General features: G+C 45.1%; 24 protein-coding genes and 1 pseudogene. 11 read left to right on the forward strand and 14 right to left on the reverse strand.

Features of this window, described 5'->3' with window-relative positions; genetic code table 11:
• The first annotated feature begins 158 nt into the window (after positions 1–158).
• Together QT973_RS18020 and QT973_RS18025 are read left to right on the forward strand one after the other, a co-directional pair.
• Positions 159–1,418 (forward strand): glycosyltransferase, encoded by a 1,260-nt coding sequence (locus tag QT973_RS18020; protein WP_333055928.1) that lies wholly within the window; start codon positions 159–161, stop codon positions 1,416–1,418.
• An 852-nt stretch (positions 1,419–2,270) separates the two neighbouring features.
• Complete coding sequence (locus QT973_RS18025) at positions 2,271–2,438, forward strand: hypothetical protein (RefSeq protein WP_333055927.1); 168 nt, start codon at positions 2,271–2,273, stop codon at positions 2,436–2,438.
• A 113-nt stretch (positions 2,439–2,551) separates the two neighbouring features.
• On the opposite strand, the gene QT973_RS18030 is transcribed toward QT973_RS18025, so the two are convergent.
• Together QT973_RS18030 and QT973_RS18035 are read right to left on the reverse strand one after the other, a co-directional pair.
• A complete protein-coding gene (locus QT973_RS18030) occupies positions 2,552–4,654 on the reverse strand; it encodes a M3 family metallopeptidase (RefSeq protein WP_333391852.1) in 2,103 nt (700 codons plus the stop codon).
• A 181-nt stretch (positions 4,655–4,835) separates the two neighbouring features.
• Positions 4,836–5,672, reverse strand: a complete 837-nt coding sequence (locus QT973_RS18035) for a hypothetical protein (RefSeq protein WP_333055925.1) — start codon at positions 5,670–5,672, stop codon at positions 4,836–4,838.
• A gap of 449 nt (positions 5,673–6,121) precedes the next feature.
• On the opposite strand from QT973_RS18035, the gene QT973_RS18040 reads away from it, so the two are divergent.
• Positions 6,122–6,256, forward strand: coding sequence for a hypothetical protein (locus QT973_RS18040; protein ID WP_333309027.1), 135 nt, complete (start codon positions 6,122–6,124; stop codon positions 6,254–6,256).
• 222 nt (positions 6,257–6,478) lie between these two features.
• Here QT973_RS18040 and QT973_RS18045 read toward each other — a convergent pair whose 3' ends face one another.
• From QT973_RS18045 to QT973_RS18055, 3 genes and pseudogenes are all read right to left on the reverse strand, one after another.
• Positions 6,479–6,922, reverse strand: a complete 444-nt coding sequence (locus QT973_RS18045; RefSeq protein WP_333391854.1) for a hypothetical protein — start codon at positions 6,920–6,922, stop codon at positions 6,479–6,481.
• Positions 6,903–7,379 (reverse strand): type II toxin-antitoxin system antitoxin SocA domain-containing protein, encoded by a 477-nt coding sequence (locus QT973_RS18050; RefSeq protein WP_333391856.1) that lies wholly within the window; start codon positions 7,377–7,379, stop codon positions 6,903–6,905. The genes QT973_RS18045 and QT973_RS18050 overlap by 20 nt, the downstream gene beginning before the upstream one ends.
• A 276-nt stretch (positions 7,380–7,655) precedes the next feature.
• A pseudogene (locus QT973_RS18055) lies at positions 7,656–7,802 on the reverse strand (ATPase); the annotation flags it as partial.
• Positions 7,803–7,863: 61 nt separating this feature from the next.
• Here QT973_RS18055 and QT973_RS18060 point away from each other — a divergent pair.
• Positions 7,864–8,244 carry a hypothetical protein gene (locus QT973_RS18060; protein ID WP_333271443.1) on the forward strand — a complete coding sequence of 127 codons (381 nt, stop codon included), beginning with the start codon at positions 7,864–7,866 and terminating at the stop codon, positions 8,242–8,244.
• The gene (locus QT973_RS18065) at positions 8,241–8,567 is read left to right on the forward strand and encodes a hypothetical protein (protein ID WP_333055918.1); all 327 of its coding nucleotides are present in this window, start codon (positions 8,241–8,243) and stop codon (positions 8,565–8,567) included. The genes QT973_RS18060 and QT973_RS18065 overlap by 4 nt, the downstream gene beginning before the upstream one ends.
• Before the next feature lie 5 nt (positions 8,568–8,572).
• Here QT973_RS18065 and QT973_RS18070 read toward each other — a convergent pair whose 3' ends face one another.
• On the reverse strand, positions 8,573–9,979 hold the full coding sequence (locus QT973_RS18070; RefSeq protein WP_333391858.1) for an ATP-binding protein: 1,407 nt from the start codon (positions 9,977–9,979) through the stop codon (positions 8,573–8,575).
• Positions 9,980–10,175: 196 nt separating this feature from the next.
• On the opposite strand from QT973_RS18070, the gene QT973_RS18075 reads away from it, so the two are divergent.
• Positions 10,176–10,724 (forward strand): hypothetical protein, encoded by a 549-nt coding sequence (locus QT973_RS18075; protein ID WP_333391860.1) that lies wholly within the window; start codon positions 10,176–10,178, stop codon positions 10,722–10,724.
• Positions 10,725–10,779: 55 nt separating this feature from the next.
• Here the strand turns inward: QT973_RS18075 and QT973_RS18080 are convergent, their stop codons facing one another.
• Positions 10,780–10,998, reverse strand: coding sequence for a hypothetical protein (locus tag QT973_RS18080; protein WP_333271434.1), 219 nt, complete (start codon positions 10,996–10,998; stop codon positions 10,780–10,782).
• Positions 10,999–11,016: 18 nt separating this feature from the next.
• Between QT973_RS18080 and QT973_RS18085 the strand changes: the two genes are divergently transcribed.
• Positions 11,017–11,202 (forward strand): hypothetical protein, encoded by a 186-nt coding sequence (locus QT973_RS18085; RefSeq protein WP_333271431.1) that lies wholly within the window; start codon positions 11,017–11,019, stop codon positions 11,200–11,202.
• Between the two features lie 20 nt (positions 11,203–11,222).
• Here the strand turns inward: QT973_RS18085 and QT973_RS18090 are convergent, their stop codons facing one another.
• Together QT973_RS18090 and QT973_RS18095 are read right to left on the reverse strand one after the other, a co-directional pair.
• Complete coding sequence (locus tag QT973_RS18090; protein ID WP_333271429.1) at positions 11,223–11,591, reverse strand: hypothetical protein; 369 nt, start codon at positions 11,589–11,591, stop codon at positions 11,223–11,225.
• Between the two features lie 42 nt (positions 11,592–11,633).
• Complete coding sequence (locus QT973_RS18095; protein ID WP_333271426.1) at positions 11,634–12,017, reverse strand: papain fold toxin domain-containing protein; 384 nt, start codon at positions 12,015–12,017, stop codon at positions 11,634–11,636.
• Between the two features lie 25 nt (positions 12,018–12,042).
• Between QT973_RS18095 and QT973_RS18100 the strand changes: the two genes are divergently transcribed.
• Genes QT973_RS18100 through QT973_RS18110 form a run of 3 tightly spaced genes read left to right on the forward strand, consistent with a single transcriptional unit; the run spans position 12,043 to position 12,838 of the window.
• Complete coding sequence (locus tag QT973_RS18100; RefSeq protein WP_333391862.1) at positions 12,043–12,258, forward strand: hypothetical protein; 216 nt, start codon at positions 12,043–12,045, stop codon at positions 12,256–12,258.
• Complete coding sequence (locus tag QT973_RS18105) at positions 12,255–12,521, forward strand: hypothetical protein (RefSeq protein ID WP_333391864.1); 267 nt, start codon at positions 12,255–12,257, stop codon at positions 12,519–12,521. The genes QT973_RS18100 and QT973_RS18105 overlap by 4 nt, the downstream gene beginning before the upstream one ends.
• Positions 12,518–12,838 carry a type II toxin-antitoxin system RelE/ParE family toxin gene (locus tag QT973_RS18110; protein ID WP_333250380.1) on the forward strand — a complete coding sequence of 107 codons (321 nt, stop codon included), beginning with the start codon at positions 12,518–12,520 and terminating at the stop codon, positions 12,836–12,838. The genes QT973_RS18105 and QT973_RS18110 overlap by 4 nt, the downstream gene beginning before the upstream one ends.
• 180 nt (positions 12,839–13,018) lie before the next feature.
• Here QT973_RS18110 and QT973_RS18115 read toward each other — a convergent pair whose 3' ends face one another.
• The 5 genes from QT973_RS18115 to QT973_RS18135 form a co-directional block, all read right to left on the reverse strand.
• The gene (locus QT973_RS18115; protein ID WP_333055914.1) at positions 13,019–13,312 is read right to left on the reverse strand and encodes a TIGR03792 family protein; all 294 of its coding nucleotides are present in this window, start codon (positions 13,310–13,312) and stop codon (positions 13,019–13,021) included.
• A 26-nt stretch (positions 13,313–13,338) separates the two neighbouring features.
• A complete protein-coding gene (locus tag QT973_RS18120) occupies positions 13,339–15,549 on the reverse strand; it encodes a PAS domain S-box protein (RefSeq protein WP_333055913.1) in 2,211 nt (736 codons plus the stop codon).
• A gap of 326 nt (positions 15,550–15,875) precedes the next feature.
• Positions 15,876–17,084: an AAA family ATPase gene (locus tag QT973_RS18125; protein ID WP_333263252.1), complete on the reverse strand. Its 1,209-nt coding sequence runs from the start codon at positions 17,082–17,084 to the stop codon at positions 15,876–15,878.
• Between the two features lie 71 nt (positions 17,085–17,155).
• The gene (locus tag QT973_RS18130; RefSeq protein WP_333208122.1) at positions 17,156–17,701 is read right to left on the reverse strand and encodes an RNA 2'-phosphotransferase; all 546 of its coding nucleotides are present in this window, start codon (positions 17,699–17,701) and stop codon (positions 17,156–17,158) included.
• A 321-nt stretch (positions 17,702–18,022) separates the two neighbouring features.
• Positions 18,023–18,706 (reverse strand): methyltransferase domain-containing protein, encoded by a 684-nt coding sequence (locus QT973_RS18135; RefSeq protein WP_333208123.1) that lies wholly within the window; start codon positions 18,704–18,706, stop codon positions 18,023–18,025.
• A gap of 516 nt (positions 18,707–19,222) precedes the next feature.
• Between QT973_RS18135 and QT973_RS18140 the strand changes: the two genes are divergently transcribed.
• Complete coding sequence (locus tag QT973_RS18140; protein WP_333391868.1) at positions 19,223–22,093, forward strand: diguanylate cyclase; 2,871 nt, start codon at positions 19,223–19,225, stop codon at positions 22,091–22,093.
• Positions 22,094–22,199 lie beyond the last annotated feature (106 nt).

Here is a 22,199-nt window from a genome sequence, read left to right on the forward strand (position 1 = left end):
GATATCTCCGAAACCGAGTCTGAAATGCTTCTCGTATCAGGCGGCGAAATTAAAATTCGGTAAATGTCTGTTATATTGATAAACAGCCCTTGCCAAGAACAGCAAAGATTCACTACCGCATCAACCGTAAAAACTTACAATCAGGGAGTCCCTAACCTATGCTTACTAACAACAATCTGACTATCGTACAGCCACTCAAAGTAAAGCTTTTGCCAAACGGTGAAGTTTTACTCACCCGCAAATTGATTGAAGCAGTTGGTGAGTTAGCCGAGTATTGGTCGGGATCTATTACGGTGATGATGGAAGAAACGAAAAAAGACAACGACCAGATAGATTCAAAAATATTCAAACTTGATGAATTGCCATTCAAACTGGAAATAATTTCTTTTGACAAAATCACCCCAGCTTTACTACATCAGCATCAGAGTTCGCTGGTATTGGCAGCCCCGGAATACAGACAGAACCATATCAGTAAAGTGTGTAAAATAGCGGGAGTACCGTGTATTTACGTTTCCGAATACAGTCTGAAAACTCGCAAACAAATCGTGAATGTGAGTACGAGCAATCCCTTGCTCCGTTTGCGAAGAATTATTTGGACTTACATTCAGGAATATAAGCAGCGCAAGGCAATCGCAATGGCAGATGGATTGCAGTGCAACGGCACCCCTACTTACCAAGAATACAAGCATATCAATCGCAATCCACAGTTTTTCTTTGACACGCGGATTAGCGAGGATATGTTAGCAACAGAAGCTGATATTGAACGGCGCACTGAAAACCGCTCTCCAGATATGCCTCTGCGGCTAGTATTCTCAGGTCGCCTAATTAAGATGAAAGGAGCAGATCATTTACTTGAGGTCGCTAAAGAACTCAAACAACTGAAGGTGAAATTTGAAATGTTCATCAGTGGTATTGGTGAATTAGAAGAGATGATGCACCAGCAAATAGCGGCCAATCAACTTAATGATTGTGTAAAAATGCTTGGAGTGCCTGACTTTAAAACAGATTTCTTCCCCTTTGTGAAGAACAATATTGATTTGTTTGTTTGCTGTCACCGGCAGGGCGATCCTTCTTGTACTTACATAGAAACTATGGCTGCTGGCGTGCCGATTGTTGGCTATGCTAACGAAGCATTCGAGGGAATTGCAGAAATGTCGGAGACGGGATGGGTTGTGCCAATGAATCAGCCTAAACAGATGGCGAAGAAAATTGCAGAACTCAGCCACAACCGGGAAGAAATTAAATCGATGTCGTTCAAGTCCCTCAAGTTTGCTCAACAGCACACATTTGAGAAGACTTTTCAAGCTCGCGTAAAACATATGCACGCTATTGCCTACTCAACGCGGCCTAATCCAGTCACCGAAAGTCAAGTATGTGATGCTCCCGATATGGTTTTGGCGTACAGTCAACTGCCTTAAGAATCCTTCTGCCTATGATTGAGACAGGTTTCATTAAGGTAGCCACGGAAATCGGAGGTTTTGTAAAGGCAATGGTTGAGGCGAGCGATCGTCATTAGATTTAGATGTTTTTCTCAAACTTAATAGCATCCAACTCGACTGGGCGATCGCACTTGTTCCATAGGTTATCAAGTATTCTTTAGTGGGTTACATTTTCTTGGCAACTATCAGATCCCACAGCAACTATAAACAATGGAGCGACCAACTCATTTTCCTTTCCACCGGAACTGGCAAAACTAACAGGGGTTTTAAGTAGGTAGGCGGGATTAAACCGAATACTGTAACAGTATGTAAATAGGCTTAAGTTAGCCAGTAGAGATCATTTAGACATTTTACATCGTTTACATAGTGGCGTTTTAAAGCGCCGACTTATAAGCTGTTGCGGCCTTTAAATTGTATGTCAAAAAAAAATCAAAGTCTTGTGGGATGGGCGTCCTGCCCGCCCTGAATATACAATTTAAATGCGCGACTGCTTACCAATTTCCTAAAGTCCTGCTACAGAGATATCCTATCAAATAAATTTCCATCCCCTCAAAGAAGCAATAACTTCCAACGTCAACTTATTTAACTATTTTTTCTCCGCTGCTCTCAACTCTTCTATTTGGTCAAATCTCAACCATTTCAATGTTTTTTTACGTAGCCCGACAGTCATTCTATGGGGTTTACTTCCGGACTGTATGGGGGTTGAAACAGCAGGGTAAGCTCATCTAATTTGGGATAAATTGTACTTGACTTTAAGGGCAAGATATAAAGGATCATCGTGTCAAGAGTGGTTCTTTTGAACTCATTTGAGATACAGCATATTCCATGTAGATGTGGTACACACAAGAAGAGCGATCGCCTGCTGTTTGGTGCGGATACACCCGTCAATCTGTAAGTTTTATCGACCTTTTAAATAGAACTTGCAGATTGATGGGTGTATCCGCACCTTATTTACTACAAGATAGTGTGTACTACATATACATGGAATATGCTGTATAAACACCCTAAACATACAGCATATGCCCAAATCTTATTCAACAAAAAAACAGGGATTAATGCAAAGAAATTCACCCGCATTAATCCCCAATTATTCCAGATTAGATTAAGCCAGATTAAGCAGCAACTAAACCGCTGTGTCTCAACAAAGCTTTAGTGCTCGGTTCGCGTCCCCGGAAAGTTTTAAACACTTCCATCGGGTGCAAACTGCCGCCCAATCCTAACACTGTATCTCGGAAGCGCTTGCCTGTAGATGCGATCGCACTTTCATCTTCCAAACCCGCTTCCTCAAACGCCGCAAAAGCATCAGCGCTGAGCACTTCAGCCCATTTATAACTGTAATACCCCGCCGCATACCCGCCCGCAAAAATGTGTCCGAAAGCGCACAAAAATGCGTCTTCTTCCAGAGGAGGCAAAACAGTCGTAGTTTTAGCGATACGGTTGCGGACATCGGCCACAGTTTCGTTGCCGCCCGATCGATAGCGGTGATGCAATTCGATGTCAACGCTGCTAAAATGTACTTGCCTGAGCATGACGGTGCCGCTCATGTAGTGGCGCGCTGCTAACAGTTTTTGGTAGTAGTGTTCCGGCAAAGTTTCCCCGGTTTCGTAATGCTTTGCCATTCCGAACAAAGTCGCGCGGTCGTAACACCAATTTTCCATAAATTGACTGGGCAATTCCACCGCATCCCACTCAACATTATTGATGCCCGAAGCCCCCGGATAGTCTACCGTTGTCAGCATATGCTGCAAACCGTGACCGAATTCGTGAAACAAAGTTTCGACTTCCAAGAAAGTCATTAAACTCGGTTTGCCGTCAACCGGAGGACTTTGGTTGCACACCAAATAAGCCACCGGCAACCGCGTAGTTGTTTTTCCCGCTTCGACAAATTTAGCGCGCACCACGCACTCGTCCATCCAAGCACCGCCGCGCTTTTCTTCGGGGCGGCTGTAGGGGTCTAAATAGAAATTGGCGATCGTATTTCCTGCTTCATCATCTATTTGGAAATAGCGCACATCTTTGTGCCACACAGGAGTTTGACCGTCCGCCGCAGTTACTGTCACGCCGAACAGCCGTTTAACTAATCCAAATAACCCCTTTAATACCTGTGGCAAAGCAAAATAAGGTCGCAATTCTTCGGCACTAAAAGCAAACTTTTCTTCCCGGCGCCGTTCCGACCAAAAACCTACATCCCAGTGCTTCAAATCCCCAGATTCCGCCGCGCCTTTTTCGGCAGCAAAAGCTTTCAATTCTTCTAAATCTTTGACAGCAGCATCATAACTAGCTAAGCGCAATTCTTCTAACAAAGCTTCCACTGCTGTAACGTCGGGAGCCATTTTGCTCGCCAGACTCAATTCGGCATAACTACTAAACCCCAGCAAAGCAGCTTTTTCCTGGCGCAAAGCTAAAATGCGATCGGTTAACGGCCAGTTATTCAATTCTCCGCTACTTGCTCTGCCGATAAAAGCTTTGTACAACTTTTCGCGCAAGTCGCCGCGGGTGCTGTGCTGCATGAAAGGGCCGTAACTCGGAAAGTCTAAAGTAATCCGCCAAGGGCCGTTTTCGGCATCCGCATTTTCTTCGCCAGCGCTGCGAGCGGCTTGAGCGGCTAAACTCAACAAACTCGGCGGCAAACCGTCAATTTCGTCTTTGTTTGTGAGGGTGATGCTGAATGCTTTGGTAGCGTCGAGGACGTGATTAGAAAATTGGGTAGTAATTTCGGCTAATTCTAATTGAATGGCATTAAAACGATCTTTTTGCTCGCCTTCTAAACCGACGCCGGAGAGTTGGGCGTCTCGGAGAGCGGCTTCGACAATTCGCTTTTGAGCTGACTCTAAGCTGTCCCAATTTTCGCTAGCCCGCAGTGCTTTAAAAGCTTCATAAAGCGGTTTGCTTTGACTGAGCTTGCTCCAAAATTTTACTACTTCCGGCTGAACTGTTTCGTGAGCCGATCGCAGTTCCGGGCTATTTTTCACGCCCATCAAATGTCCGACAATGCTCCAGCTCCAATTTAAACGCTCTCCGAGTCGCTGCAATGGTTCTACTAAGCCGCTCCAAGTCGGCTCTACAGAGGCTTCTAAGGCAGCTAGCGAGGCTTCTAGTTCGGTCAGCAGTTGGGTGATGGCGGGGACTACGTGTTGTGGTTCGATCGCGTCAAATGGGGGCAATCCTTGACCGATTAGTAACGGGTTATCAGCAATAGTTACGGTTGCAGTCATTGATTTTTCTTGTAACAGGTTGAAAACAGTTGAACTAGACAGATTAGCTTTTAATCTTTTAACACAGTTGTCGAAAAAGTAGGACTCGATCGGGCGTGAGTCGGAGAGTCGGAGAGTGTCGAGCGTGTCCGAGGGCAAAAGTATTCCTTCTGACTGATGACTAATGACTGCTGACTAATGACTACTGACGGTTCTCTGGTGTGTGCTGCAACTCCTTGACAACTGAGATTAAGCGCTTGAGGTGAGGTTTGACAACTTCTTGCTGCTCGTGTTCCAAACGGTGGATTTGAGCTTGGACAATCGACAAATCCGCACTCGATTGGTGTGCGGGAGCTTGCAGTTGGCTTTGCAAATTGGCCATGACTTTCTGGATTTCCAAAAATCTAGTATTTACTACTTCCCAGTCGTCTCTGGTGATAGAAGTTTCTGCCAAGCCTTGCGTCGCACTTTGCAGTTGCTCTATAGCCTGTTCCACAGCTTGGAGATTCGCCCGTTGGCCAACCGATAAATCTTGCAGTTGTTCGCTCACCTGCTGGCGGACATCGAGCACAGCAGACGCCACGATTTCTTGCAAAGAAGCTACCGACTCTCCTAAACTCAGTAACTGCCGCTGAATATCGATCGACTCCTCAACAGCCTCATGCCTAGGTAGTGCAGCCATTTGCTGGCGCAGCGCTGCAATATCTGCAGACAACTGCTTGCGTAATTTAACAATTACCGTCACCGCCGTTTTTTCGACTTTATTGACAGACTTTTGGACTTGGGCCATTTCCGAATTTTGATGCACCCGCACTTGCTGCTCGAACCGATACCGGTTAGCAACATTCAGCGACAAAGCCAAAGTTAGGGGAGCAACCCCGTAAAAAGCTTGACCCGACACTGCCACCGCCAGGGAACCCACACCAGAGGCCGCCAGAGAGGCGTACTCTGCCATCTCCAGCCAGTGCCTTTGAGGAAAACTTGGTCTCAAGTGGTTTGCAACAGAGGGTTTTGGCTTCCGCACGGCTCTTTGGGTCATAGTATTTGCTCGTTGTGGGTAAGGTTGCGAGACTGGGTGGAGCATCGATTTCTATCCTTTTTTCAGTTATATGTTTTAGATTATTTCTTGGCACTCTTCTATTTTTACCTTTGTGAGTAAGTTAAGGATGACTGACATATTATTATGTATTTGGGAGCCTGTGGCGATCGCCCCTAATTTCGGCTGTTAAAAGCTTCGCCCCCACGCGCCCTCTATTTTACAGGAGTTAGCGCGATCGGGTTCGGGCGATCGACTTCGGGCTGCCCAGGCTCACCGAAAAATGCCTAAGACTATTTTAGATTTTAGATTTTAGATTAAAAGTTAAAAAATGCGACCTACTCAGGGCGATCGTCGTTTGGAGCTTGTCGGGAGTTGCCTTTTTGTTCGCCCATTGGTATAATCTACTCTTTCTCAATTCCCCCTCTCAAATTTACTGTAAAAATTGACCAATGAACTCAGAAAAACCCGGAATTGGCGATCGGCTAAAGTCTATTTTCAGTATCGGCATCTTTATCATTCTCGTACTAGGAGTAGGCTTTTTAAGCGTTAATTTTATTTCAGCTCTCTATGCAAAACTTTCTTAAAATTAGGACTTACGCATGGGGTTCAGAAACCAAGTTTTTTTACAAAAATACTTCGTCGCAGCCTCCTGATAAGGTAAAAAACCCGGTTTCTTTAGTCGGAGTGAGTCCCCGACTGTTTGAGATTCCCAACTTCTTCAAGAAGTCTCGCATCTTAAGCACGAGATCAGTTGTTTGGATTGCATTCTCCCTTCTTCCTTCTTCCTTCTTCCTTCGGCTATAATTTCAACTGTAAAGATTGTGGTCTGGGTCTAGCCAGACAATATAAAAAACATTTTCACTAAAAAAGCCATGCACCCTGCCGTATTCATTAGCTGATATTTGAAACTGGTAGGGGATATTGATTAGGATATCTTCATTGGGAATCCCAAAGCCATTAGGTTCAGTAGTATTTTTCCAAACTATGCCATGACAGCGCAGACTTTTACTTTGATTATTGATAATTTCTTGAGCGTTCAATTGTGACAAATCGCGCAGCCTTCTCAGTAAAGATGCTAGATACTTAGCATCTCTACCGCCTAGTGAAAACTTATCTTTATCATCCTGATAATACCTGAAAGAAAAACTAACTCCTTCCGGTATTTGTATTTTCACAACCTCTCTCGGTGCGGAAGATGGCTGACGACGAATATCTGTATCTTGTCTTTTTTTATGCTTCTTCGATGACACGGGTTTTGTAAAATTCTCGCATTGATTCCTTCGTAATAATAGCATGAGAAGGTTCATCTCTTGGCAACTCACCTCTAGCATTAATCCAAGGGTCTTCACGTCGCACCATCAATTCTAACTCATAAGCGTCCCGGAAGAAATAATCGTCAGCTAACTCGTCTAAAAACTCTTGTACTTCTTCTGGAAACGCTGGTTTTTCGACTTCTTTCAGAATTGGCTTCCAGTCAAATTGTTCTTTGTATTCATAAAATAAAGCCGGGATAGTCGGCCCGTGCACCCAAGCTTCAAAATCTTCATCAAAAAGCGGTGTATCTTCAAAGGCTAAATACCATGCTTGGGCGTAGTACAATAGTTTTTGTAGCTTGTGGTTGCTGAGATAGGAGCCTACATCATTCGCGAACCAGATGTAGTAATCAGCGAGTTTTGAGGCTGTTGTGACTGTAGTTATTGTGGTCATATAACTCGACTCAATAAGTTTTGTATTCTATGATAGCACAGTCACCACTCTTTATGATGGGGCGGTTGAAACCGCTTCTTGTCACACAAAGTCTGCCTCCGCAGACTAAGAAATAAAGGAGGTATTTAAGCCGGATTGGGTATAACTGAAATCTTACCCTCTGTCAAAAATTTGTAGGGGCGGGTTCACCAACAATAATTGCCTAAAACGAACAATCTCGTAAACCCGCCCCCACCCACGAAAAAGCCCCTTATTGATATTGGTGCGACATCTCCGTTACAACCCTTTGATATATTGCTTCAGTACAGGTGGCAAAGTGTAAAGACTTTCCTGTTTTTCGCTCGCACAGCGCCGCGATAGAGATTGCAAGGCGTTTAGCAAATCTGATGATGATATTTGTCCGTTTTGTAGCAATTTTGCCATAATGCCCAATAGGTTATGATATATTTGTTTGCAGTTCAGTTTTTCTCAGATAAGGTTAAAGTTGATTTTTGACGAAGGTAGGCAATTAGAGGTTGTGCAGGCAATTGAGCGGGTGAGAGACGGAATTCTCTGGAAACCTGGAAAAGCAATGTCTCATTTACTCAAAAGGATTAATTTAGGCCATTTAGGGCCGGACGCGACCCTTGAAGAATATAATAGACTTATCAGTTTTATTGTTAGGAATGCTGATGCTAAAGTTTATGTCTATGTCTACGGAAAAACGTTTTATCCGACAGTTACCAGCAGTGTAAATAACACAATATGGCTGGTAATGATGGGCTTGGATGGAGTTTTAGAAACGGCTTTTCCTCCAAAGGAACCGGAAAGCTACCTGGCTAATTCAATGTTTATTTATGTAGGTTTAGTTAAGGATTTGTTATGAATACTTTGGTAAAAAACTATTGTGTAATGGTTGAATTTCCTGATGTGAGTGGGGCTGAACATTTAGAAATGTTGCAACTTAGAGATGAGTTGGCAAAAGTTGAATCTCAACTGAGTGAGGAAGAGAAAGGTGTATTAGCAAATGCAGATCGACGGTTAGTTGAACAAGCAAGGGAGTTTTATGAGGAGTTGTCGAGATTTGTGGATTTAATGCAGAAGCGCAAATTTGAGGAGATTACACCTCAGCGTTGGTGGTGGTATTTGGATGTTTTGGCATTGTTGCCGAATTTGAGGAAACAAGAGTTGACAAGCGGTGTTGTTTGAAATGTTTATTCACTGTCGATGTTTGTTAAGTGCGATCGTCTAGTTTTGATATACTGCTTCAGTACAGGTGACAAAGTGTAAAGACTTGCTTCTTTTTCTATCAAGCAGCGCCGTGATAGAGATTGCAAGGCGTTTAGCAAATCTGATGATGATATTTGTCCGTTTTGTAGCAATTTGGCGAAGTTGACTGGCTGGTTTTCTGTCGCTAACAATGACATGACTTGTTTTTCGAGTTCGGAAGTGCGATCGTACTGCTGTTGTAAAACATCTTTCAAATCTTCGGGTAACAATATGGTATCATCTATTAATACCTCAGTCGCGCCGATTCCCAACTCTTGAATCAAAGTCGCCACGCTTTTTAACCAGAAGGGGTTGCCTTGGTAGCGGTGAATGAGTGCTTCGCAGTTATCGATTTCTACTAATCCTTTATCTCTGAGAATTTCTCCTGCGGCTGCGGTGTCTAAGCCAGTGAGTTGTAAGGTACGAATGGGAGTATTTTCGCTGGTGAGTTGAGGAACTTCTTTCGGCGGTTCCCAACCGACTAGCAGAAAGCAACTTTGATGGGATAATTTTTCTATTTGTTTGAATAGGGAGCGATATTCTTCGTATTTTGGTTTATATTTTCCTGCCAATTCGCCACTACAGAAAAGGTTGTGAATGTCATCTAAGACTATTAAACAGCGATGGTTTTGTAAATATTTAATCAGCGGTAAGGGTTTCTGGTTTGTTGCGGATGAATCAGGGTTTTCTGACTGGGAAAAAAGCTGTGTTAGGTTGGATTGCAATTTATCTATGGTGGGGAATTCGTCTAGTGTGTACCAAACTGCGTACTCAAACTCGTTTTTGATTTGTTGTACGAGTTGTACTGCTAGGGATGTTTTGCCGATGCCGCTGATACCGGTGAGGGTGATGAGGCGGCAGTTTTGTTGTAGAATCCAGGTTGTGAGGGTTTGGAGTTCGTGGGTGCGCGAGTAGAAGTCGCCCAACTCGGGCATTTCGCTTAAATCTTGATGTGGAGTTTTAATTGGTTTTGAATTAGATGTTTCCTGATTTCGTGGGTGGGAGTTTGGTCTATCTGGCGGGTCTCTGTTTTCTCCACAAAAATTAACGAAGCCTATTTGCACAGAGTCTTGTGCATAATGTGAAACTATCGAGACTTGCAACCTCTCCATTGCCGATCGAACATTCGTTTTATTAACATCTTCTCCCAACTCTTCTGAAAGTATCTGCCATAATTGCGATCCAACTTGCCTAAGATAACTCTCGTTAAAGTGAATATCCTCGGCAATTTTGGTATATTTCTCACCTTGCATGGTTCCTCGCAGAATGGCCTCTTGTAAGTTATCGAGGTGCTGACCAGTTTTGGCAAATACCATCTCGTCAGCCATTTGTAGCACTTCCTTAAGATTCATGCAGTATCGTGGATGTTGTGATTTTCCGTATTATACCTAACATTTTCCAACATTTTCTGGCATATTCTAACATTTTTTACACAGGGCGGGTTAGATTAGCAGACAAAATTGCCAACAAAATTAAGCTTTTTGGCCTAGACAAAGCTGGGATTTTTGAAATAATGATAGGAGAAATATCTATCAACAAAAATTAACAATGCTTTTCAATTTAGTCAAAGTAGTCGATAGAGCTAACAGTTTGGCGTTTTTTTATAAAAGCCTTCTTTTGGCAGCACTGGTTTTACCTTTTTCAGCTATTCCTGGGCAAGCTTCTCCTAACTATCAAGAACGAGACGGAATCAATGGCGAAATAAAATTTGCTGAATTCTGTAATATATCTGGTAATCTGAGGGCAAGAGTTATTGCCGAAGCGGGTAGTAGAGATTCAAGAGTTCAGAGCGTCGAATTTCAAATGTACACAAGATATAGTCTCGGTGTAAATGCATTAGGACAACCATTTGGTCTTACTAGTGGTGAAAACTGGCGAAGGCTGAGGATTGAGTCTAATAGTAGACGGCGTGATAAAAGATTCTACGACACAAGTTCACTGTTTTTCCCACTTCAATCAATTGTTGACTCACCCGTCAAATTTTCGATTCACGTTAATCATAGTAGAGGTAGAACAATTGACCTGGGAGGCATTGTTGATATGGGAAGAATTGAACCAGGAAAGTGCAGAATATATGATGATGGTAATTTCAGATAACCTGATGGTTGTTATTACGAACTGATTCACAGCGCGATCGCCCTTCTTATTTTTTTCAAATCAGATCGATCGCCACAGCAAATAAAAGGGCGATCGCCCATCCTACATATTCCCTTAACCCTCCTGTCACCCCAACCTCTCTTTCCACTGACAATCCGATCGATTTCCACCATCCCAAAGGGCGAGGATTGCACGCAGGGTGTGAAGTGTAGCTATCCCGTTGGGCGATCGCCACAGCGAAAGAAAGGGCGATCGCCTTTCTGATTCTTTTCAAATAAGAGCGATCGCCCTGATGATTTTCTTCAAACAGGTGCGATCGCCCTTTCTTGTTTCAGATGACCGATCGCCTAAAATGAAAGAGCGATCGCCCCTCACACCAAATACCAAACACTGCAATGATTTTACCAAGAGCGATCGCCCTTCGCCCATCAAGATCGATCGCCCTTTCTTGTTTCTGACGATCGATAGCCTAAAATGAAAGAGCGATCGCCCTTTCTATCAACTCCTAAGAACTTGCGCTTTTTCCTCTATATCTAATCCGCCTTCGCTTAAAGTATCAGCCGAAGCATGACGATCCATAAACTCACATAACAGCTCAAAAAACTTATCAAGTGCTTTGCTTTCATCCTCAGAATAAAACAGAATGACATTAGCCCAAGATTGGCTAGTCTGCACGTTGAATCTTTTTCGTATCCACTCAGGAAACTCCCTAAAATCGCTATCTTGTTTCGTTGGCTGTTCTCCCAACTCATATTTAGCGACGCTGTAACCCGATAAAAAAGCCTGAAGACAAATAATTGAATGTCGTCCCAAGTACATTGAAGGAGCTTTCTTTATTTTCTCAATCAGGGTATATAAATCGTGCATTTTTTACCTCAATATTTTTAAAATAACTGCAAATTTTGCAGTTCAAAACTCCTCTTCTATAATCTTAAAGCTTCCCATGCCCAGTTCCAGAGTAGGAGATGTTAAATTTTGCAGCCATTCCTGCCGAGTCACACCACTACAATCTATATTATCAAAAACAATTTCCTGTTCGTCGATGGTAATTGATATCCCTTGATGGTAGCCATTAGTAGCAATTTGCTGCTGTCGTCGTAAATCATAAATCACTGACCAAGGTAGGTCTTGCCTTTCTAAATCCAGTTTAATCTGCTTACCATGTAGGTTTCTGACCGTCAAGAACTCTTTGATAGCCTGACTACATTCAACACACTGAAAAACCCCATAGCGACTGGCAATTTTAGCGATATCTTCTCGAATTTCATCTAAACTACTCCGATCTAAACTCAAAGTGTAAAGTTTACCTCCTATATTTATGTACAAGTATATCTCAAAATCATTGCCCGCAGAGCGATCGGCAGATTGCGTAGCGTGCGATCGCGCTCTTTCAAGGCTTGTCCAAGGGAGCCAGATCGCCCTTGGCACCAAATACCAAACACTGCGATCGTTGTACCAGTTGCGATCGCTTGAGTTAAAAAAGAGCGATCGCCGTTATACTCAAAGTATCAATCCTCGTGAGATGCCACGATGACCATCAAAGAACTCCTCATCCAAGAAATCGAGAGCACCCCTGACGAACTACTCGCGGATCTTCTCAGTTTGGTACGATCGCTAAAATCGACTCCAAACCCCCAACTTAATACCTACGAACAACTGCTAGAGCGTATCGACTACCTCGAAGCTATCATCGGCATCCGCAAAGGACTTGAAAGCTTCGATCGAGGTGAAGGTATTCCAGCCGAGAGAGCTATGACAGCGCTACAGCAGCAGTTCAACATCCCCCCTCGTCTATGAGTTATCAAGTCCTAATCCAACCACCCGCCTTTCAAGAAATTGAAAACGCCTACCGTTGGATGTGCGATTATCTGAGTGCTGATGCCGCAAATCAGTGGTACTACGACCTCCAAGATGCGATCGCATCCCTGGAACAGTTTCCTTACCGTTGCTCAGTTGCACCCGAAGCTGCCATCATTGGTAGGGAAATTCGACAACTGTGGGTTGGTAAAGGAAGAACCTATCGAATTCTGTTTGTGGTGGAGGGCGATACCGTCGCAATAATACACGTTCGTCACCGCCGTCAAGCCCCTCTAGGTACTGAACCGCCAGAGTAATCGCATGAAATAGTCAATCAAGGGCGATCGCCCCTAACACCAGATACCAAACACTGCGATGATTGTACCCAGCTCGATCGCCCTTCACACCAAATACCAAATCGATGTCTGCGGTACAATCAAGGTAAAACGCATGATTAATCTTTCAAAAATTACCACGCTCAACTGACTGGTGACTAACTAATGTAAAAACTTGCGAACTTGATATTCGCGACTTTCGGCGATCGCAATGTGCAAATCGCCCATTTGGGCATCCAACTCATCTATTGTGCTTTGCGGAACCGACTTCCACTTCTCCCTAGTTTCCCAGCGAATCAACATCACCACCTCATTTTCCACCGGATCTACCCAAATTTCTTTGCCTAAAAAACCGTCCCAACTTTTTAGTCCCGCCGTCCAAACTTCCTGATCTCGTTGAATAAACTGCTCCCACTTTTCTTGAGGTACTTTAAATTTTAGCCACTCAATTACCATCTTATTTCCTATTTGTAAATAGCCAATTAATCGTTGCCGATCGCAATTTTAATTATCAACTCCGTTCCCTCTCCCGGACGCGAAACACAGTGCAACTTACCGCCGTGCTTTTCTACTACTAAATGCTGGGAGATTGCTAGACCCAAACCAGTGCTCGTGTCTGAACATTTAGTGGTAAACAAAGGGTCAAAGATGCAGTCGAGGACTTCTTCAGTCATGCCAGGGCCGTTGTCACTAATGGCGATCGTAACTTCGTTTTCCCCTACCACGGAAGTCCGAATCCGAATTTCGGGATTGAATATTTCAGATTTCGACTTGGCTGAAGCTAAGTAAGACTGATTTTGAATTTTACCATACTTTTCGGCATTTCTCCCCCCTTCTTCCAAAGCGTCGATCGCATTTGTCAACAAGTGCATGAACACTTGGTTTAAGTGTCCCGCATAGCAGTGAACTCGTGGCAAATCTCCGTACTCTTTAACTAGAGAAATTCCTGGCCGTCCCCCTTTAGCTTGCAGGCGATTTTGCAAAATCAGCACAGTGCTATCCAAACCTTCGTGGATATCAGCCGGCTTCATTTGGGCTTCGTCGGTACGCGAGAACAAGCGGAGCGATCGCACGACATCGCGAATCCTTTCCGAACCGACTTTCATGGAATTTAGCAGTTTTGGCAAGTCTTTTTTGATGAAGTCTAAGTCTAATTCTTCTATCAAATCTTGAATTTCCCGCACGGGATGGGGATAATACTTTTGGTAAAGCTCGATCGTTCGCAGCAGTTCTTGAATGTAGCCAGTGGCGTGGCTGACATTGCCAGAAATAAAACTAACTGGATTGTTAATTTCGTGGGCTATTCCTGCTACCAACTGCCCCAGAGATGACATCTTTTCTGTTTGAATCAGTTGAGTTTGAGTTTGCTGCAAAATTAACAGCGTCTGCTCTAATTTTGCCGCTTGTTGTCGCAGGCGTTCTTCGGATTCTTGCAAAGCTAAAAGAGACTGTTTGCTGTCTGTAATATCCAATCCCACAAATACCGCCGCCGTATTATTATGGTATTTTTGAGCCACTATTAGATAAGTTTTATTTTCTCCTCTGATGCTCGCTGTTACTTCTTGAGATGTTTTCTTTTTATGGTTTGCAAAGAAATCGTATACTAAATCGTTAAATTTGGGACTTGTCTCTAAAAAACCTACTTTTTGACCGAAAAATAGTTCGGCTGGCATTTTGTAAGCGCTAGCTAAATGTCGGTTTACTCCCAAATAACGCAAATCGGAACTTACCCAAGAAACTAATCCCGGCACCGCGTCCAAAACTGCTTGAAGTTGCTCTTTTGCCTCTACGAGCGCTGATTCTGCTGCGAGGCGGGCGGAAATGTCGCGGGCGATCGCGCAGCGGTATTCGCAGCCGCCGTATACTAAATAATTGACTTTAACTTCGACGGAAAAACTGGCGCCGTCTTTGGTTTTGTAACTGGTTTCAAAAGTGAGGTTGTTTTGTTGCTTGAGAAGAGCCCAGTGTTCTCGCCAATCCGATGCTGGCAACCGCGAATCGATGTCGCTAACCCTCATGTTTAGCAGTTCCGATTCCGAGTAGCCAAAAAGATGGCAAGCGGCTTTGTTCGCGTAGCAAATTTGACCGTCGGAGGTACTAAAAAAGATTGTATCAGCAGCATTTTCGAGGGCAATTTGAGTTAGTTGCGGTATTGTTTCTAACTGCTTACTTTTGACCTCGGACTGAAATTTATTATAGCAATTGGTTTGAGCGGAAGCCTCACCTACCTTAGATGCAAACAAAATCAAACCGCCGATCGCACCTTCGTTATTTTTCCAAGGTTGAAATACCCATCTTACCGGCTCGCTAACACAGCCGCTTGCGATTTTTCCTGATACAGATGCGATCGATCGCCCTGCCACAAACTCGCTGTATTCCAAAACTCCCCTCAAACAAGCCTGGGCATTTTGCTCCCAATATTCCGGGAGATTCGGGAACAGTTCCCAATGAGATCGGCCGATGGCCTCGCCGTCGCCCAACCCGCAATCTGTTTCCCAGCGACGAGAAACCGACAGATAGCGCATTTCACAATCTACCATTGCCACGGCCTCGGCGGAGCGCTCCACAAACCGCCGAAATCTGTCTTTACTCTCCGACACGGTTGCCTCTGCGGGTTGTTGGGCGATCGGGAAAGTCCCGTCAACGTACCTTCCCAGTCCCTGAATTTTTTGCTGAACTGGCTTAGTTTGCACGGTTTGGGATTTCCTCCATAGCTGTCAAGTTTGAAAAATTCTGTTTGAGACCAAAAATGCTGTTTTTCCCTGATTTGCTCTCTCGGACGATACCCTTAGAGGGTATCACCCATCATTGATATCATTTTTGATGGGGATATGTCTATAGGCATTAGTGTCAATTTAAGAGCAAATCTAGTGCCCGCCTGCTGTTTGACCATTAGGCATAGATCGCGTCGGCGCCGCCGGAATAGTCGGAGGGGACTGGAGTGCTCTGTTTTGTCCCCCGACTATGAGATCGTGTAGCCAGTGCGATCGCCAGATAGCTTGATAATCCAAGATAGCGCTCAAACAAATTTGTGCGTAAATTCACTGGTAAAATCCACTCTCCCTTTCCGTAACATTGCAGGATCTAATCTTTCCGTCGTGTTACAAGTCATCAAAACTACGAGTTTTTGCTGAAATTGAATGCCGTTTTCGTCGATAACGCTTTGATACAAAGTGCCATCCAGCAAACTCAAAATATGTTCGGTTTTGTTAGTGCGTTGTGCTTCTGCAGTCGATCGATCTTGAGCCAAATTATCAGCCTCATTGATAATAATACAAATCCGCTCCAAATAACTCGGTGGCACAAAATTTTCCACAGCATCGTGGTCTAAGATAAAAATCACATAACCCAGCGGCACTAAAATTTCCTTGGCTACCGCTTGCGTCCAAGCAGTTTTGCCTGTTCCCGGTTCGCCACTAACCAAAACAGCCAACTGATTTTGATCCAAAATTGCCTGCTGAACTGTATCAGTAAAACTTTGAACCTCCGCAGAAAACGTGCGAATTGGGAACTGGCTGTGAACCTGTCCGACGCGGCTTTTGTACCCGCCCAGAATCACCGCTAAATTATAAGTTGCCTTGCTAACGAGCGGCGCCATATCTTGGCAAATCAGAGTGTAACAGCGTCTTCCCCTATCGTAGCTGTCAATTTGCAGCCAGCAGCCGAATCGAGCCCAAGAAGCATAAACAGTACCCAAAACTTCCAAGCGTTCCCAGCTAACAAACCGCTCCGGGGGATAAGAAAAATGTCTCTCCATAAAAGACTGGGTAATTGCATCCGGTTTCCCTAGCAAATCCAGAACTTTGAAAACAGTAATTTCTTGGAGTTTGTTGAGAACGTAGTCGATGGGAATGCTAGCGCGGCTGACCAATTGCACCACAGGCGTTTCGGTAACTAAAACATCTTTGTAGCGGTAATCCGGGTAAACTGGCTGCGGAGTAATGTAATCCCAAAATTCATCAATTTCGTAGCGAGTATTTTCCGAAAATACATTTAAAATATTGGCCCACCAAGTATATTGGTGTCTTCCCATTGCGTCGGCAATATCGCTAGCTGCACCTAAAGTTTTTTGAGCTAGTTCTTGGGGGTCGCTAGACGCTAAATGTACCAGGTGTTGCCAATCAAATTGACGGTAAAAAGGTCGCCAACCAGAGCCTAGCAGACCTCTATTTTGAGAATTGTTTTGATGAAAATTGTTTTCGCGATCGCCCATATATTCCGCACTCATTTTGCCAAAGTCCTACTTACTCTTATTTTACATTTTTTGTGGCACACATTCTACAAAAAGAAGGAAAATTATCAAGTTATTTTGAGATAAGCTGGCGGCACAAAATCTACTAACCACACTTTGTTTTCCGAGCAGTAAAATGTATGACCGTCGCGTTGCATTGCTGCGGCATCTACAGTAAAGACGGCCGGGATGCCGTGTCTTGCACCTACTTGGCGCGCCGTCGGGATATTCACGGACAAATGAACATGATGCCGCGACATTTTCCTAATTCCTTGAGTGAGAATAGACTCGACGGCGGTGCTACCTGTTCCGTGATATAAAATATCCGGGGGAACCGCGGGTTCTAACTGCAAGTCAACCTCTACACTGTGTCCTTGGTTGGCACGAATTAGAGTGCCTGTGGAGTCAAATGAAAAGCGCTGCTTGTCGTTTTGCGCGACTACTTTTTTGAGTTCTGCAAGCTGAAGGGTAAAGTTATTTTTTTGGCACGCATCGAGGAGTTCGCTAACAGGAACCCAGCCACCGGGAGCGAGTTCAATGCCGATGCGCGAGGGCGCGTGACGCAGGTGTTTGCTGAGATATCTGCTGATTTTTACTAATCGAGAATCGTTCATAGTTTTACTTTATTTATTGAGCTTTTAAATCACCTTTTACAAAATCTCAATAGCGGGTTATCTTGTTGATGGGGTGCGGGTTTGTTGAATCTGTTTGCACTGCCAGAGGGCGCTTGAGTGAACCTGACTAAACAGGTTTCCGGAAAATGCTTCCCGGACGTAAAAAATGGTCTTACGCGCGAATTATAGCGGTAAGGTGCGGCCTTACGCACCTACATAATTAGGTTAGGCGACCGGGAACCAGAAACTGTTCTGGGTGCAATTTTCACGAGTTTTATCTTTTGATAATTATCAAAAAATTTGCCTTCTGCCGAATGCCTTCTACCTTGGAATAACTCCGCCAAAAACAGCAAAATTCAGATAGCGCCAGTGACATCCTACTTCGGCAAAACCTGCTTCTGCAAGCCAGTTTGTCTGCTCTTCCACAGAGGAGGGAATATCTTCTTCTCGATATTTTTGAAACCAGGCTGCATCGTCTTCTCCGTTAGCTTTCATGTACTGCCGCCACAACTGTTCGTATTGCTCAGTCAGCCGGGGAGTAGCACCTGTCACAATATCTCGAATTAGCAAAATTCCCCCTGGATTCATCGAGTGGAAAAGTTTGTGAAATAGCTGTTGTTTGCCTGCGCTGTCGAGGTGGTGGATTGCCAAGCCTGAAACTACCAAATCGTAACCGCTGCCAAAATCATCTTCGGCAAAGTTTCCTTGCTGCAAGGTCAGCCGTTCTCGGAAAGCGGACAAGTTAGTTTGGCAAGTTTTCAGCATATTTTGGGCCATGTCAAAGGCTAGGACTTTTGCTTGAGGAAATGCTTGCAGAATCATAGCCGACAGTATGCCAGTTCCCGCGCCTAAATCCAGAACTTTTATGTTAGCATTAGTTTCAGAAGGGATGAGCTGCAATATTACATCGTGTTGCTCGCCATAGCGCGGAATGAGGCGGGGAATTAAGCCGTCATAATCAAAGGCTCTTTGTTCAAAATGGTCGCGTACAGCGTCTAAATTCACAGACGATTTTCCTCAAATTGTTAATAGTTGAGTGCGTCAAGCCAGTTGAGCGGTTTTCTTCTCTGAAGGCATATTACATTTGATAATACAAAAAATATACAAACCTGTCAAGATGTTGAAGAAAATAATTTAAAAGAAGTTACGGACGATCGCCAGACAGGGACTTTGTGCGCCCAAACCCGCCCGTGATTTGGGAACTGTCTAGCCCTGCACATATATCTCCTTCAGTGCAGATGAGGCAGAATGCCACAGACGCGAAAGCCTGCCGAAGACCAGACTTTGTGCCAGATACTAGGAGTAATTGTGAGCAAAAAGTTGACGGTTATGATACCAGTTTTAAACAAGAATGCAACTGTCGGTGTGTGATCCACACCATAAAATTATCAGTGATTCCCCTTAGTAAAATATAAAAGATACCAGATAAAAAGGAATGAGCCTGCAGCCGACGATCGGCTAGACATGAAAAAATCAGTCCTCAGATTGACAAACTTTAGCCAACTATAAACAAAAATTAAGGTGACTCCCGAGTGGATGTGGTACCTGCCAATTTGTCAGGAAGATGAAGAGATACAAAATATTACACCCGCCGGTGCGGGAAAGAAAATTGTGATAATGAATCAGGATGCGAGTAGATTAGGTGTCAGCCGTCAGGGGAAAATAGAAGCAATGGAAATCCAACAACGGAGTAAGGATAAGCCCGATCGCCCGCAACAAAACGCGTCCGATCGGCTCGGTCAATTTTCTACGACAAAAGAACTAGATTGGTCGCTACAAGAATGTTTAGATTTTAAAAGAGCGATCGACCGATCGACACTGGCGCTGAGGACTGACGCGCGAGGAATTATCAACTATGTCAGCGATCGAGTTTGCTCAATCTCCAACTATTCGCAAGCCGAACTAATCGGCTGCCACTTCGGCATCCTCCATTCGGAATATAAATCTTCGGAAATAATCAAAAATCTGCTATTAACTGTTGCCAAAGGTGAAGTTTGGCAAGGAGACATTCAGAATAAAGCCAAGAATGGAAGTGATTATTGGGTGTACGCAGCAGTAGTTCCACTGTTGGACTGTAAGGGAAAACCCTGTCAGTATTTGGCGATCGGATTCGACATCACCGATCGCAAAGCCGTGGAAGCAGCCCAAGCCGAAGCCAACCGGGCAAAAGACGAATTTCTGGCGATCGCCTCCCACGAACTGCGATCGCCCCTGAGCGCGATTTTGGGATGGGCGCAGCTAGCTCGATCCCGCAATTTAAACGAAGCCACCACCACCCGCGCTTTGGAAATCATCGAGCGCAACGCCAAATTACAAAACAGGCAAATAGACAATCTCCTCGACCTCTCGCGGTTGCTGCGGGGGAAAGTGTGCCTGAACATCGGCGAAGTTCACCTCCCGTCGATCGTGGAATCTGCGATCGACACCCTCCGTCCCACCGCCGATGCTAAAAACCTCCGCGTAGAAAAACATTTCGACCCCGCCGTCAGCTACGTTTTGGCGGATGCAGAACGCTTGCAGCAAGTAGTCTGGAACCTCCTGGCCAACGCCATCAAATTCACCCCAGAATCCACACCATACCCAGTTCAAGTGCGGATCGAGCCTACTGAGTCGGGCGTGTTGATTCGGGTCAGCGACAGCGGTTGCGGCATCGACCCCAAATTTCTGCCGCACATCTTTGACTACTTCCGCCCTGCAGACAACTTCCAGAACAAGGAACAAAATCGGCTTGGGCTCGGACTCTCAATTGTGCGACAGTTGGTGGAACTGCACGGGGGAAGTGTTTGGGCTTCGAGTCCCGGTCTCGGTCAGGGGGCGACCTTTGATGTGCTGCTACCGGGCGCCAACAAAAATGCACCCGACGATCGCACTGCTGCGATCGCCCAAAGCGAAAGCAGACCCGGATCGGTTTCCAAACCCCTAGCGGGAAAGCAAGTCCTGGTGGTGGAAAGCAGCGCCGAAATCCGGCAATTTCTCAAAACTGGCCTCGAAGCATTTGGAGCCAAGGTAACAGCGGTGGGTAGCGCCGCCGAAGCGATGGCGGAGTTGCAACAGTCGCGCCCCGACGTGTTGGTGAGCGATATGACGGTATCGGGAGCCGACGGCTGCGATTTAATCCGCCGCATCAGAGCCATGGAAATGTCCGAGCACAGGGAACTGCTGCCGGCCGTGGCGCTGACGGGAGGGATTGAGGAAGAAGATTCGGCCGAAGCGCTGGAGGCGGGGTTTCAGAGGCATTTGTCGAAGCCGGTGGAAGCGAATCAGTTGGTGAGTGCGATCGCCCAATTGGCTGGACTGACTGGATTCGGATCTGGAGAGTGGGGTTCGGGAAATATCCGGGCGGCCACACCCCAGGCCACGCTGCCGGAACCTAACAGTTTTGACGACAAAAATTATCTAGAACAATTAACAAGTGACAGCAGAGAATTACCGCTGTTGCTGGTAGTAGAAGACAACAATTTTCTGCTGGCTTACCTCCAAACTTTATTAACTCCGTACTATCGAGTCGCTGTGGCGAGGGACGGGGTTGAAGGTTTAGAAAAAGCAAAAAGTTTGCAGCCAAATTTGATTGTGAGCGACCAAATCATGCCCCGACAAAACGGACTGGATTTGCTCAAGGAGATTCGGAACACGCCAGAATTGAAATCTACTCCGGTAATCTTTTTGACAGCGCGATCGGGGATGGACGCTCGGATCGAAAGTTTGGATGCGGGTGCTGACGATTACATTTCAAAGCCTTTTGACGAGAGGGAATTGCTGGCGAGGGTGAGAAATTTGTTGCGATCGCACTCAGCCGAACAGCAGTTGGCGGAGCTCAACCGTCAGTTGCAGCAGCAGAAACAGCAGTTAGAAACAGTGAATCGAGCCTTGCAGTATTTGGCCAATTACGACAGTTTGACTGAGGTAAGAAACCGCCACTCTTTTAATGAATACCTCGATACGGAATGGCGGCGTTTGGCGAGGGAAGAAGCACCGCTGTCATTAATTATGTGCGACATTGATTATTTCAAACTTTTCAACGACACTTATGGGCACCAAGCGGGGGATGAATGTTTGCGGCAAGTGGCGACGGTGATCCAGCATTCGGTAAAGCGAGCGGCAGATTTAGTAGCGCGTTACGGTGGAGAAGAATTTGTAGTAGTTTTGCCGAATACCGATATTGAAGGTGCCACTTCCGTAGCTGAAATGATCGCACAACAGGTGCGGGGTTTGCACATAGCTCACGATAAGTCTGCTGTCAGCGAATATGTAACGCTGAGTTTGGGTGTAGCTTGCTGCATTCCGGGGGCGAAATCGCAGCCGGGGGAGCTAATTGCAATGGCCGATGAGTCACTTTATCGGGCGAAAGAAGCAGGGCGCGATCGGGTTTCGGTTGCCACATTTCAAGGATAATATAATAGTTAAATCAACTTGTATGGTGCGTCAGAAATCTATCGTTTCGATTTAAATATCTTTTTTGGGATCGGACACACCATACCAATGTGCTGGCAAACTTTGG

This window comes from Microcoleus sp. Z1_A1 (assembly GCF_036700305.1).
Taxonomy (GTDB): Bacteria; Cyanobacteriota; Cyanobacteriia; order Cyanobacteriales; family Microcoleaceae; genus Microcoleus.